This is a genomic window from Methylobacterium sp. J-070, from assembly GCF_022829385.1.
In the GTDB taxonomy this organism is placed as follows: Bacteria; Pseudomonadota; Alphaproteobacteria; order Rhizobiales; family Beijerinckiaceae; genus Methylobacterium.
On the sequence record NZ_JAKSXX010000182.1, the window covers coordinates 1 to 13236 of the forward strand.

General features: G+C 70.9%; 13 protein-coding genes. 7 read left to right on the forward strand and 6 right to left on the reverse strand.

The window, feature by feature from the left end; translation table 11 throughout:
* The 3 genes from MKL01_RS19455 to MKL01_RS19465 form a co-directional block, all read left to right on the forward strand.
* Window positions 1–940, forward strand: a 940-nt coding sequence (locus MKL01_RS19455) for an ABC transporter substrate-binding protein (protein ID WP_243906847.1), incomplete at its 5' end; no start/stop codon positions are given.
* A gap of 88 nt (window positions 941–1028) precedes the next feature.
* Window positions 1029–1274, forward strand: coding sequence for a hypothetical protein (locus MKL01_RS19460; protein WP_243906848.1), 246 nt, complete (start codon window positions 1029–1031; stop codon window positions 1272–1274).
* A gap of 185 nt (window positions 1275–1459) precedes the next feature.
* Complete coding sequence (locus tag MKL01_RS19465) at window positions 1460–1873, forward strand: EF-hand domain-containing protein (RefSeq protein ID WP_243906849.1); 414 nt, start codon at window positions 1460–1462, stop codon at window positions 1871–1873.
* Window positions 1874–1993: 120 nt separating this feature from the next.
* Here MKL01_RS19465 and pcaD read toward each other — a convergent pair whose 3' ends face one another.
* The 3 genes from pcaD to MKL01_RS19480 form a co-directional block, all read right to left on the reverse strand.
* Window positions 1994–2794, reverse strand: a complete 801-nt coding sequence (pcaD, locus tag MKL01_RS19470; protein WP_243906850.1) for a 3-oxoadipate enol-lactonase — start codon at window positions 2792–2794, stop codon at window positions 1994–1996.
* Window positions 2795–2931: 137 nt separating this feature from the next.
* Window positions 2932–3099, reverse strand: coding sequence for a DUF2061 domain-containing protein (locus MKL01_RS36015; RefSeq protein ID WP_243906851.1), 168 nt, complete (start codon window positions 3097–3099; stop codon window positions 2932–2934).
* A 61-nt stretch (window positions 3100–3160) separates the two neighbouring features.
* Window positions 3161–3541 carry a hypothetical protein gene (locus MKL01_RS19480; protein WP_243906852.1) on the reverse strand — a complete coding sequence of 127 codons (381 nt, stop codon included), beginning with the start codon at window positions 3539–3541 and terminating at the stop codon, window positions 3161–3163.
* Window positions 3542–3626: 85 nt separating this feature from the next.
* Here MKL01_RS19480 and MKL01_RS19485 point away from each other — a divergent pair, with 85 nt between their 5' ends.
* Window positions 3627–4055: a DUF1810 domain-containing protein gene (locus MKL01_RS19485; RefSeq protein WP_243906853.1), complete on the forward strand. Its 429-nt coding sequence runs from the start codon at window positions 3627–3629 to the stop codon at window positions 4053–4055.
* 43 nt (window positions 4056–4098) lie between these two features.
* Here MKL01_RS19485 and MKL01_RS19490 read toward each other — a convergent pair whose 3' ends face one another.
* Window positions 4099–6573 (reverse strand): PBP1A family penicillin-binding protein, encoded by a 2475-nt coding sequence (locus MKL01_RS19490; RefSeq protein WP_243906854.1) that lies wholly within the window; start codon window positions 6571–6573, stop codon window positions 4099–4101.
* Window positions 6574–6680: 107 nt separating this feature from the next.
* The gene (locus MKL01_RS19495; RefSeq protein WP_243906855.1) at window positions 6681–7331 is read right to left on the reverse strand and encodes an HdeD family acid-resistance protein; all 651 of its coding nucleotides are present in this window, start codon (window positions 7329–7331) and stop codon (window positions 6681–6683) included.
* A gap of 194 nt (window positions 7332–7525) precedes the next feature.
* Between MKL01_RS19495 and MKL01_RS19500 the strand changes: the two genes are divergently transcribed.
* A complete protein-coding gene (locus MKL01_RS19500) occupies window positions 7526–8776 on the forward strand; it encodes an HlyD family secretion protein (RefSeq protein WP_243906856.1) in 1251 nt (416 codons plus the stop codon).
* A 5-nt stretch (window positions 8777–8781) separates the two neighbouring features.
* A complete protein-coding gene (locus tag MKL01_RS19505; protein ID WP_243906857.1) occupies window positions 8782–10389 on the forward strand; it encodes a DHA2 family efflux MFS transporter permease subunit in 1608 nt (535 codons plus the stop codon).
* A 25-nt stretch (window positions 10390–10414) separates the two neighbouring features.
* Here the strand turns inward: MKL01_RS19505 and MKL01_RS19510 are convergent, their stop codons facing one another.
* Window positions 10415–11695: a transglycosylase SLT domain-containing protein gene (locus tag MKL01_RS19510; protein ID WP_243906909.1), complete on the reverse strand. Its 1281-nt coding sequence runs from the start codon at window positions 11693–11695 to the stop codon at window positions 10415–10417.
* Window positions 11696–12016: 321 nt separating this feature from the next.
* Here MKL01_RS19510 and MKL01_RS19515 point away from each other — a divergent pair, with 321 nt between their 5' ends.
* Window positions 12017–13207 (forward strand): inositol-3-phosphate synthase, encoded by a 1191-nt coding sequence (locus MKL01_RS19515; protein ID WP_243906858.1) that lies wholly within the window; start codon window positions 12017–12019, stop codon window positions 13205–13207.
* Window positions 13208–13236: the final 29 nt, after the last annotated feature.

Below are 13236 nucleotides of genomic sequence, written 5' to 3' on the forward strand. Positions count from 1 at the left end.
CGCCGCCTACTGGAACCCGAAGCGGGTCCCCAAGCTCGCGAAGCTGACGCTCACCTGCGTGCCCGAGGACCTGGCGCGGGTGAACGCGCTCCTGTCGGGCAATGTCGACCTGATCGAGGCGCCGGCCCCCGACGCGGTGCCGCGCCTGAAGGCCGCCGGCATGCGCGTCGTCGGCAACGACACGCCGCATGTCTGGAACTACCATCTGTCGATGCTGGAGGGCTCGCCCTGGCGCGACCTGCGCCTGCGTCGGGCCGCCAACCTCGCCATCGACCGCGCCGGCGTCGTCGAACTGATGGGCGGGCTCGCCCAGCCGGCGGTCGGGCAGGTTCAAACCTCCAGTCCGTGGTTCGGCAAGCCGAGCTTCCAGATCAAGACCGACGTCGAGCAGGCCCGCAAGCTGGTGGAAGAGGCCGGCTTCTCGGTGAAGAACCCCGTGAAGGCCACGGTCCTCATACCGACCGGGGGAACCGGCCAGATGCTGTCCCTGCCGATCAACGAGTACATCCAGCAGAGCTGGGCCGAAGTCGGCATCCAGGTCGAGTTCAAGACGGTCGAGCTGGAGGTGGCCTACACGGCGTGGCGCCAGGGCGCGGCGGATCCGAGCCTCAAGGGGGTCACGGCCGGCAACATCGCCTACGTCACCTCGGATCCGTTCTACGCGATCCTGCGCTTCTACGATTCGAAGCAGATCGCCCCGAACGGCGTGAACTGGAGCCACTACCGCAATCCGGAGGTCGACGCCCTCTGCGACAAGGTGAAGGCGAGCCTCGATACCGACGAGCAGAATCGGCTGCTGGCGCGCATCCACGAGATCGTGGTCGACGATGCCGTCCAGGTCTGGGTGGTGCACGATACCAATCCGCACGCCCTGTCGCCGCGGGTGAAGGCCTATGTCCAGGCCCAGCACTGGTTCCAGGACCTGGCGACGCTGGCCTGAGCCCGCCGGCCGGGGCGGGCGCACAGAACGGGCCGGGAACGTTCCTCACGCACTTGTGTTGGCCCCCCAACGCACGAAGGAGTGTCCCATGAAGACCCTGCTCGCCGGCGCCGTTCTGGCCGCCTCCCTCGCGACCGTCGTTCCCGCCGCGGCTCAGCGCATCGACATCGGACCGGACGGCCCGAGCGTCGATCTGCGCTCCCGCGGCCAGCGCGAGCGTGACTTCCGCCGCGAGGACTACCGCCACGACCGCGCCCGCGACGAGGACCGTTACTACCGGCGCGAGCGCTTCGAGGACGATCGTCCGGTCGCCCGCCGCGGCACCGGATACTGATTCGATTCGCGGACAGCGGTTCGACGATTAACCCTACTCAGAGGGGTCGGCATCCGCCGGCCCCTTTTTCTATGGTTCGACATCGGCGGAGCCGACGGATGACGCCCGATGCACGATTTCGCACTTGCAGCATGCCGGGTCAGCGACTAGGAAGATCCCGCATCAAATTTCGGGAGCATTCGGCAATGACCCTTCGTCGTCTCAACGGTTTCGCGGCCCTGGCCCTCGCGGTGTCGGCCTTCTCGGTTCCTGCCGCCCTGGCGAAGCCGGCCAGCGGGGCGAGCGCCATCAAGATGATCGACACCGACAACGACGGCACCGTCGACATGAAGGAAGTCGAGGCGATCGCCTCGGCGACCTTCGACCGCCTCGAGAAGGACTCGGACGGCACCCTCGACGCCCGCGAACTCAAGGGCCGTCTGAGCAAGGTCGGCGTGAAGCAGGCCGATCCGGACAGCGACGGCACCCTCGACAAGAAGGAATACCTCGCGGCCGTGGGCGAGCGCTTCAAGATGGCCGACCCGGACGGCGACGGCACCCTGGATGCCAAGGAGCTCAACTCGAAGGCCGGCAAGGCGCTCCTCGCCCTCATCAAGTGAGGCTCCTCGCGTGCGCCTGATGGCGCGCGGTCGGTCGAGGCCCCCGCGGATGCATCCGCGGGGGCCTCTTCGTCTGGAGCGACGCCCCGCCGATCGCGGATGCGGCGGCCGGCCCGGGCCTCAGGCGCCGGCAGCCCCGTGCCGTTCGAGGAAGGCCCGCAGGTAGCCGCCGGCGGCCTCGGCGCGCTCCACGGCGAGGAGATGCGCGGCGCGGGGCAGAACCACGAGTTCGGCCTGGGCGATCCCCCCGCAGATCTCCTCCGCCATCGCGGGCGGCGTGGACGGGTCGTCGCGTCCGGCGATGACGAGGGTCGGCGCGGTGACGGCCGAGAGGGCAGGACGCAGGTCCATGCGCCCGATCGCTCCGCAGCAGACCGCGTAGCCGGCCGGATCGCAGGCCAGGAAGCGGGCGCGGACCGCCTGGACAATCTCGGGGGCGCGCTCGGCATAGCCGGGCGTGAACCAGCGCCCCAGCGTGGCCTCGACCACGGCCCCGGTTCCCTCCGTCCGGACCGTCTCGGCGCGCGCGTTCCAGCTCTCCGCGGTCGGCATGTGGGCGGCCGTCGCCATCAGGGTGGCGCTGAGCGGCCGCCCGGGATCGGCGCTCGCGAGCGCCTGCACGGTCATGCCGCCGAGGGACAGCCCGACCAGATGGGCACGTCCGATGCCGAGGGCGTCCAGCAGGCCCGCGAGGTCGCCGGCCAGATCGGCGATCTCCGCGGGTTCGTCGCGGGTCCCGGAACCGCCATGCCCGCGGGTGTCGTAGCGCAGCGTCCGGAAGCGGTTGCCCAGCGCCGGCAGCAGCGCGTCCCACATCTCCAGGGTGGCCCCCAGCGAGTTCGAGAAGGCGACCACCGGGGCGTCCTCGGGCCCCGCGAGCACGTAGCGGAACGCGGTCCCGCCGATTTCGATCTGCGCCATACGATTTCCTCCTGCGACGGTTGCGGGGCGCGGCGCATCACGCCGACCCGGGACTGGTTGCGTCGCGACGCGGGCGCGTTCGCCGTCCGATCCGGGGCACCGAGGGGACGGTCTCGACCTGATCCTGCTTCGTCCCGTCAGGCCCGGCCCAGCGGTACAAACGCCCAGCCGCGCTCCTGCAGGTCGTACAACACCGTCTTGGTCAAGGTCTCGGTGGAGGCGACGGGTCCCGCGACCACGGCGCTTCCGGTGAACAGGTAAGACAGCACCGGCGTGTCGAGGGTGCCGACGATGCGCCAGCCCACCGCCTTGGCGATCGAGCGGCTTCGGCTTCCCGGGCGGCCGCGCCGGCCGGCAAAGGGGCTGCTAGGACCGCCCCCGTTTCGGCGTTGCCGCAACCCGGCTCATCGTCCGAGACCGGATCAGGGCGATGAGGGCCGCCGCCGCCCAGGCGGCGCAGGTCGGCGCCACCCATTGCTCCAGGTTCGGCAGCGACCATCCGTACAGGAACTCGGCGCCGAGATGGGCCTGGACCGCGTCCCAGCCGGCATGCTTGATATCGTGCTCGCGCTGGCCGGCCTCGCGGCCGTAATAATAGGTCGAGACGAGGAGCGCGGCGGTGGCCTCCGGGCGCGGGCCGCGCAGGGCGATCATGGCGGCCGCCATGCCGGCGGTCTCGAGGGTCGCCGTGATGGCATGGCTCGCCGCCGGGTTTGCGACCATGAAGGCGACGAGCGTTCCGAACATGGCCACCGCGCTTATACGAAGCCGGCGGGCGGGTCAGCGGCAAACTGCGTCCCGGCCGTCGCGCCGGGACGGGAGGGGCGACGGGATGGCGGACGCGTACGATCTCGGCCGCTTCGTGGCGGCACAGGAGGGCGTCTATCCGCGGGCCCTCGCTGAACTGCGCGCGGGCGAGAAGCTCAGCCACTGGATGTGGTTCATCTTCCCGCAGATCGCCGGCCTGGGGTTCAGCCCGATGGCGCAGCGCTACGCGATCGGCTCCCGCGGCGAGGCGCGCGCCTATCTGGATCACCCCCTGCTCGGCGCGCGGCTGCGCACCTGCACGCAGGCCGTCAACGCCGTGTCCGGGCGCTCGGCCCACGCGATCTTCGGGTCGCCCGACGACGTGAAATTCCGCTCCAGCATGACGCTGTTCGCCGCCGCGGCGCCGGACGAATCCTGCTTCACCGAAGCGCTGGCAAAGTATTTTGCCGGCTCGCCAGACCCGCTGACCCTGGAGAAGCTCGCGTCGGCCTGACAGACCGGAACCCCGCTCGCCCGCCGATCCGGGGGCGGCCGCCCTACCGCCCCCACAGGCCGACCCGCTCGGCCCGCGCCTGCTCCTCCGCGCCGAGAAGGTCCGCGGGGGCGTCCTCCGAAGCGCGGGCGCCGCCCGCGGCCAGGATCAGCGCGGCGAGGTCGTCGCCCTCGATGCGGCAGCGCGCCGTGGGCGTGTCCGAGACGCCGGTACAGACCACCTCGCGCCGTCGCAGGTAGCTCGCGAGCTGACGGGCCAGATGGCCCCGCTCGCCCTCGACGCCGAGCAGGCGGACGGGACGACCGCGCAGACTCAAAGTCCCGGTGTCGATCACCTCCGGTACGCCCCGCACCTCGGCGACCGGCGCCGGGGAAGCCGGGACCGCGACCGCCCTGGCCGGCTCGGCCCGCTCCGCCGAGGGGCGCGGTTTCCCCTTGGCGAGCTTCTCCGAGGCCCGCTGGACGAAGTCGTGGAAGATCCCGGCGGGGATCTCGCCGCCGAACATCCGGTTCATCGGGCTGTCGTCGTCGTTGCCGATCCAGACCCCGACCACGATGTCGGGGGTCATCCCGACGAACCACGCGTCCCGGAAATCCTGGCTCGTGCCGGTCTTGCCGCCGATGATCTGGCCCGGCACCCGCGCCGCCCGGCCCGTGCCCGACTCCACCACCGCTTGCAGCGAGTCGAGCATCATGGTGCGCGGCTCCTGGGCGAGGCGCGCCTCGGCCGCCGGGTCGGCATGCACGTAGAGCGGCTGAGGCGCCCCGCCGCGGATCGCGTGGATGGCGAAGCTCTGCAGCGGGGTCAGGCCGGACAGGACCGAGCCGTAGGCCCGGGTCATCTCCAGGAGGCTCACGGTACCCGAGCCCAGGACGAGGCTTGGCACGTTCGGGAGATCGGACTGGATCCCGAGCTTGCGCGCGGTGGCGATCACCGCCGGGATGCCGACCTCCTGGCCGAGCTGGGCCGCCACCGTGTTGATCGACAGCGCGAAGGCGGTCCGGAGCGGCACCGGCCCGCGGTAGCGCCCGTCGTCGTTCTCGGGCTCCCAGTCGCCGATGCTCACCGGACGGTCCGACACGACCGATTCGGGCGTGAAGCCCTGCTCGTAGGCCGTCAGGTACACGAGGAGCTTGAACAGCGAGCCCGGCTGGCGTTTGGCCTGGACGGCCCGGTTGAACTGGCTGTCCTCGTAGTCCCGCCCGCCCACCAGGGCGAGGATCGCACCCTCCTTCGACAGCACCACCATGGCCGCCTGCCCGACCTTGCGGCGCGCTCCGTCCTTGTCGAGGCGGCGGGCGACGACGCCCTCGGCGAGACTCTGGAGGTCGAGGTTGAGGGTCGAGCGGACCGTGATGTCGCCGTCCTTGCCGGCCAAGCGCTTCACGTCGCCCGCGATCATGTCGAGGAAGTAGTTGGTGCCCGGCGGCGCCTCGGGCGGGGACTTCAGGGTGACGCTTTGCCGGCGGGCGGCATCGGCCTCGGCCTGCTTGATCGCGCCGGTCTCCACCATGGCCTGGAGCACCACGTCGGCCCGCTCCTTGGCGCCGCCGAGGTTGCGCGTCGGGGCGAGCTGAGAGGGTGCGCGCACCAGTCCGGCCAGCATCGCCGATTCCGGGAGGTTCAGCGCCTTGGCGGGCTTGCCGAAGTAGCGCCGGGCCGCCGCGTCCGCCCCGTAGGCGCCGGCGCCGAAATACGCAGTGTCGAGGTAGCCGAGCAGGATCTCGTCCTTGCTCATCGTCGCCTCGACCCGCAGCGCCAGGATCGCCTCCTGCACCTTCCGCCAGAGCGTCTTCTCCTGGTTCAGCGAGGTGAGGCGCGCGTATTGCTGCGTGATGGTCGAACCGCCCTCGCGCACGCCGCCGCCCGCGAGGTTGCGCCACGCGGCCCGGACGAGCCCGCGCAGGTCGATGCCCCAGTGGCTGTAGAAGCGCCGGTCCTCGATCGCCACGATCGCCTGCGCGAGATGCGGCGGCAGGTCGGCCGCGGTGAGCTTCTGGCCGCGGAAGCTGCCCCGCGTGGCGAAGACCCGCCCGTCGTCGGACTCCACCGTGATCGCCCTCTGACCGGTCTCGACCACGGCCCCGCCGAGGGGCGGCAACGTCAGCAGGGCGGCGAGCAGGTAGATCGCAAGGGCCAGGACCGGGAGCAGGATCGCGGCAGCGGCGATGCGCAGGATCGGAATCCGGCGCGGGCGCCGAGGCGCAGGGACACCGGGACCAACACCGGGATCGGGCGCGGGGGGCGGGACCGGTCCCGGGACCGGCCGCGGGCGGGCGCTCACCCGGGCCAGCAGGGCGCCCGACCGCGCGAACGCGGCCCGTCCCCGGCGGGCGAGGCCGAGGGCGGCCGCGGCGATCAGCACCCGCAGGTGCCGAAAGAGATCTTGGGCAGCGCGCCGCGCCTCCCGTGCCGCGAAGCCCGGGTCCGGGGGCGCGGCGTCGGTCCCGCGCGCGGAGGCAGGGTCCGACGCGGTCGGCCCGTCGGCCGGGGCGCGTTCCGGCGCGTCGGGCTTCATCACAGCGCGGGTTCCCGGACCGGCCGTTCCGGTCGTCGGTGTGTCTTAAGGCTCATCCGACTCCCTGTCGCGCGCCGGCGCCGGTGAAATCAAGGCGCCGCGCCCGATCACAGGCCGCCGCGGATCGACGGCCCGGCCGCCCCGTGCCGGCTCCGCAATCGGAACGCGAGGATCAGCAGGAGCACGCCGAACGCGACCGTGTAGGCACCGATCCACCAGGTCAGCACCAGGGCCGACATGCCCGGGTCGATCAGGAGGGCGGCCGCGAACAGGATCGACACGAGGCCGCCGAGGACGAGCCACCAGCGCCCGTAATGCAGGTGCAGGCGGAACGCGGCGGCGATCATCAGGCCTCCGGTCACCAGCGCCCAGGCGGCGAGCAGCAGCACGAATGCCCAGACGGCTGCGGCCGGCACCAGCACGGCGCCGACACCCACGACGAGATTGACGATCCCTTCGAGGAGCAGGAAACCCCAGCGCTCGTGCCGCTGCGCGGCCCGGACCGCGCCCACGATCGCGAATGCGCCGTCGGCGGCCATGTAGGCCGCGAAGAACAGCACCAGCGACAGGACGAACACGTCGGGCGCGACGAACGCGATGGCGCCGAACAGGATGGCGACGACGCCGCGCAGCGCGACGAGCCACCAGTTGCGGGCGAGCGCCGCGCTCATGGCATCGAGCCGCGCGGCCCCCGTCAGCGGGATGCCGGAGGGTGAGGTCCCGGTCGGCCCGTGGTTCGGGTTCGGGCTGTGGGTCATGGCTGAACTCCGAGGCATCTTGCCTGTGGACGGCGGAGGTTCCCGCCGCTGAACGCCGCAGTGCGGCATCTGTTCCTGGCCGGATTCCGGCAACAGGGAACCTTGCGGCGCGGCCCGGCTTTTGAAGCTCGAGGCGGGCGATGTGCAGCGCCCGGCCATCGCGAGATGGCCGGCCCATCGGGCGACGACTTCCCATGCTTGACGATCAACGGCAGGTCTCCGTGACGGAGGCGCGCGCGCGGCCGGCCGATGGCGCGAGCGGCGGCGCGCTCGATCGTGACGTGCTGGATCTCGGCCGGGCCGCACCGGGCCGGGACGACGAGACCGCCCGGAAGCCGGACGCCGCGGCGGCGGATCCGGACCAGGATCAGGCCAAGCAGGGTGACGGGACCGAGGAGGCGGGCGACGCGCGCCGCCCCGGCATCCTCCGGCGCCATCCGTTCGCCTTCCTGTTCGGCGCCCTGGCGGTGGCCGCCCTCTGCGTCGGCATCTTCTTCTACTGGCTCCTGTACATGCATCCCTACGAAGGCACCGACGACGCCTTCGTGGACGCGCGCAGCATCTCGATCCAGCCGAAGGTCGGCGGCTACCTCGTCGCGGTGCCGGTCACCGACAACCAGCACGTCGAGGGCGGACAGGTGCTGTTCCAGATCGACCGGCGCGACTACGAGATCGCCCGCGAGCAGGCGCAGGCGCAGGTCCAGGCCGACGAGGCCGCGATCAAGAACATCGACGCGCAGATCCAGGCCCAGAACGCCAATATCGACGTGTCCAAGGCGCAGGTCGCCACCGCCGAGGCGGCTCTGAAATTCGCCCAGGAGGACGCGGCCCGCTACAAGGACCTCGCCGATCGCGGCTCGGGCTCGATCCAGCAGTCGCAATCCGCCACCTCCACGCTGCAGCAGCGGCAGGCGGCCCTCCAGAGCGCCAATGCCAGCGTGGTCGCCGCCCAGAAGCAGATCGGCTCGCTCCAGGCGCAGAGGGCCTCGACCGAGGCGCAGCTCGCCCGCGACAAGGCGCAGGTCGAGCAGGCCGAGCTGAACCTCGGCTACACGACGGTCCGGTCCGTGCAGGCCGGCCGCATCGTCCGGCTCAGCGGCGGGATCGGCCAGCTCGCCCAGGCGGGCCAGAGCCTGTCGATGTTCGTGCCCGACGACATCTGGGTCACGGCGAACTTCAAGGAGACGCAGATCAGCGACATGCGCCCGGGCCAGCCGGTCGCCATCGCGATCGACGCCTATCCGGACCGCAAGATCCGCGGCACGGTCGCCTCCGTCCAGCCGGGCTCGGGCACGGCCTTCAGCCTGCTGCCGGCCCAGAACGCCACCGGCAACTACGTGAAGGTGACGCAGCGCATCCCGGTGAAGATCCTGGTCAAGGATTGGCCGACGGACGTCGCGATCGGCCCCGGCATGTCGGTCGTGCCCACCGTCACGGTGCGGTGAGCGCGATGGCGGGTCGCGCGGGCGTGGCCGCGTCCGGGACGGCGCCCGGTGGCCACAACCCTTGGCTGATTGCCGGCGTGGTGGCGCTGGCGACCTTCATGGAGGTGCTCGACACCACCATCGCCAACGTGGCGCTGCGCTACATCTCGGGCGGCCTCGCGGTCGGGCCCGACGAGGCGGCCTGGGTCGTCACCAGCTACCTCGTCGCCAACGCGATCACGCTGACGGCGTCGAGCTTCCTGGCCAAGCGTTACGGCCGCAAGGCCTTCTTCATGTGGTCGGTGGGGCTGTTCACCCTCTCGTCAATCCTGTGCGGCTTCGCCTGGAGCCTGGAATCCCTGCTGTTCTTCCGCGTGCTGCAGGGGCTCGGCGGCGGCGGCATGGCGCCGCTCGCGCAGTCGATCCTGGCGGATTCGTTCCCGCCGGCGAAGCGCGGCCAGGCCTTCGCGCTCTACGGGGTCGCCATCGTGGTCGCGCCCGTGATCGGCCCGACGCTCGGCGGCTGGCTCTCCGACAACGCCTCCTGGCACTGGTGCTTCCTGATCAACGGCCCGGTCGGCCTCATCGCGCTCGGTCTGATGTCCTGGCTGATCGAGGACAGCGAGGCGGCCAAGAAGGAGCGGCGCGCCCTCGTGCGCAAGGGCATCCGCTTCGACATCGTCGGCTTCCTGCTGGTCGCCCTGTTCCTCGGCTCCCTGGAGGTGATCCTCGACGAGGGCCAGCGGAAGGACTGGTTCGGAACCTCGACGCTGATGAACGTCTCGGGGGTGCTGATGATCGTCTCGTTCATCGCCATGATCCCGTGGCTCCTGAACAAGGAGAACCCGGCCGTCGATCTGCGGCTCATCGGCAACCGCCAGTTCGGCTCCTGCTTCGTGGTGATGATGTTCACCGGCGCGATCCTGATCTCGACCACGCAGTTCATCCCGCAGATCACGCAGGAATATTACGGCTACACCGCCACGCTGTCGGGTCTCGTGCTGGGGCCGGGCGGCATCGTCACGGTGGTGATGATGTTCCTCACCGGGCGCGCCTCGGCCTACATCCAGCCGAAATGGCTGATCGCCACCGGGATGACCATCGTGGCGCTCGGCATGTACGACCTGACCCGGCTCGACGGCACCACGACGTTCTCGTTCTTCGCGTGGTCGCGGGTCTATATCGGCATCGGCCTGCCGATGGTGTTCCTGTCGATCACCTCGGCCTCCTACGAGGGGATCCGCAAGGACCAGACCGATCAGGCCTCGGCGCTGATCAACGTCGCCCGCAATGTCGGCGGATCGATGGGCGTGTCGCTCGCCCAGAACATGCTGGCGTACCGCAGCCAGTTCCACCAGAGCCGGCTCGTCGAGAGCGTCAACCCGGCCGCGCCCGCCTATCAGGAGACCATGCGGCAGGCGACGCAGTACTTCTCCGAGCACGGCTACGCCGGCGTCGAGGCCCAGAACCAGGCAACCGCGTGGCTCGGCAGCGTGCTGAGCACGCAGGTGGCCTACTGGGCCTATATCGACGTGTTCTGGGTCCTCGGACTCGTCGCCGCCTGCGCAGTGCCGATCGCCCTCAGCCTGAAGAGCGTCAAGCTCGGCGGCGGGGCGCCGGCGGGCGGCCATTGAGCCGGCCGCGCCCGCGTCCGGGCGATCAGACCCCGTCCGGCGGCAGCGCCTCGGTCACCTCGATGCGGCGCCCGCCGCCCGCCGGCGCCGTCTCCCCGGTGGCGATTTCGGTCTGGGCCGGCGCCTTGTCGAGGGCTTCGGCCACGGCCGCGACCCCCTGGTAGCGGGTCAGGCGCCGGTCGATCATGCCGTCGAGCCGCCCGTGCAGCTCCGCGACCGTCAGGCTGCGGCGCTTGCCGCCGGCCTTCTCGGTGAACAGGCTCCGGTTGGCCCGGGCGGCGCTGCGGAACTCGCGGACCGCCGCCTCGTCGGGCTTCTCGGAGGAGAGCGACAGGAACCGCCCGGCGCTGGCGGTGCCGAGGAAATGCGCGAGGTAGAGCTCGGTCGTGGTGAGCGCGCGGCCGACCCGGGCCTCGATCCGCTCGCGGTCCCGCTTGATCAGTTCGGCCGCCATGAGCGCCGCCACGCGCGGGTCGTTGCGCAGGCCGAGAACCCGGGCCCGCATCCCGGCGGCGACGGAGATCGCGGCACCCCGGCCCTTCACGGCGGCGGCCTCCTCGGCGAGCCCGTAGCGGGCGCCGTAGTCGCGGATCATCTCCAGCCACGTGCGGGCGACGAACTGGAACAGGCCCTGCGCCGAGGAGGTCGCGGCCTTGGCGTCCGTGTCGAAGCTCGATTCCTTGTCGGCCAGCGCCATCATGTAGACGGGGTCGACGCCGGCCTCGTCGGAGGCCTTCACGATCGTATCCACCACCTTGCGCGGCACGCTGCGCTCGCCGAACCGGATCGCGGCTTCGCCCTGCGCTTCCGTCACCCGCGGCAGGGCCGCGAGGTCGTCCTGGATCAGCGCGGTCGTGGCCGGCTCCTGCTCCGGCACCGGTAGGCCGTTCCAGTCGGACAGGGTCTCGGCCGGCATGTCCTGCGACGGATCCGGGTCGAGCGTCGTGCGCAGCGACAGGTCCTGGGCGGACGTCTCGACGGCGGGCGCCCCGGCGGCGAGCCCCTGGGCGGCGCGCGGGCTGGTATCGACCCGGTCGTGGGCCTGCGCGGCGGGCGCGAAATAGGCGGGCGCGAAGGCCGCCTGGGGCAGGCCGAAGCCTGCGACGAGGCCCAGCGCCAGCGTTCCGGCGAGGCGCCGGATCCCGCTCCGGTCCGTGCGGCGCCGTGACCGGCGCCCTGTCGCGCGTCGGGTCCTGTCTCCCTGCCGCGGCAGCCATGCCACGGCCTCATCCTCGATATGGCCCGCGTTCGGCGCGAGTCGGCTCACGTCGTCGGCGCAACGCGCCGGCTCCGGGAAAACCCCCATCATTGGTCCTTTTCAGAGTGTCCCTTGTACCGGCCCGGCGTCTGGCGGCCGGGTTCCTTGAAGCGGCGGCCCTATCGGCGCCGGCCGTGACCAGAATGGGACGACCCCGTGATTCAAGCGTGGCACGGTCAAGGAAAGGTTAACCCTGCCGCGCAGGGCCGCGTTGACGCCGCGAAGCGGCCGCGCTCCGGGACGCGGAGGCGCAATGATGTCGCATTTGGCTTGGAACGCCGCACCGCCGAGCCAGTTAGGTACGGCCCGGGGGGCAGACCTTTCCAGCCCGCGACGCGATCCGCGTCCCCATAAGGACAGAATTTTCCGATGAGCATGCAGACCGGTCGCCGCGTCGGCGTCGCGTTCGTTGGCATGGGTGGCGCCGTCGCCACCACCGCCATCGCCGGCATCGAGATGATCAAATCCGGATCGAACCGACTCGACGGGCTGCCCCTCGCCGGCCTCTCCGTGGCCGGCATGGCGGACTACAAGGATCTCGTGTTCGGCGGCTGGGATCTGAACGGCGACGACCTGGCGGCGGCCGCGGGCGGCCACGGCGTGCTCTCGAAGGACGACATCGAGAGCGGCGCCCGGGCCCTGAAGGGCATCACCCCCTGGCCGGCGGTGGGCAGCGCCAAGTTCTGCAAGAACATCGACGGCCAGAACCGCATCGTCGCCAAGGACCACCGCGAGGCGGTCTCGGTGATCGCCAACGATCTGCGGCGCTTCCAGAAGGAGAGCAACCTCGACGATGTCGTGGTGGTGAACGTCGCCTCGACCGAGCGCTGGCCCGACCTCAACGACCCGACCCTGAACTCCACGGCCGCCTTCGAGAAGGGCCTGGATTCGAGCGACGAGGCGATCTCGCCCGCGATGCTCTACGCCTACGCGGCGATCAAGAGCGGCATCCCGTACGCCAACTTCACGCCCAGCGTGGCAGCCGACGTGCCCGCGCTCCTCGACCTCGCCAAGGAGCTGAACGTCCCGGTCGCCGGCAAGGACGGCAAGACCGGCCAGACCATGATGAAGACCGTGCTGGCTCCGGCCTTCAAGGCGCGGGCGCTGCACGTCGATGGCTGGTTCTCGACCAACATCCTGGGTAACCGCGACGGCCTGGCCCTGAACGACCCGAACTCGCTTCAGTCGAAGCTCAACACCAAGGGCACGGTGCTGGATTCGATCCTCGGCTACCCGGTCGAGGACCACCTCGTGCACATCCACTATTACCGCCCGCGCGGCGACGACAAGGAAGCCTGGGACAACATCGACGTCACCGGCTTCATGGGCCAGCGCATGCAGGTGAAGGTGAACTTCCTCTGCAAGGACTCGATCCTGGCCGCGCCGCTGGTCATCGAGATCGCCCGGGTGCTCGACCTCGCCAGCAAGCGCGGCGACGGCGGCGTGCAGGAGCAGCTCTCCACCTTCTTCAAGGCCCCGATGGTCAAGAACGGCCATGGGCCGGAGCACGCCTTCGGCAAGCAGGAGCAGATGCTGCGCGATTGGCTGGGCGTTCATTGATGCCCTGACGACGGGGTGCGACAGGCCCC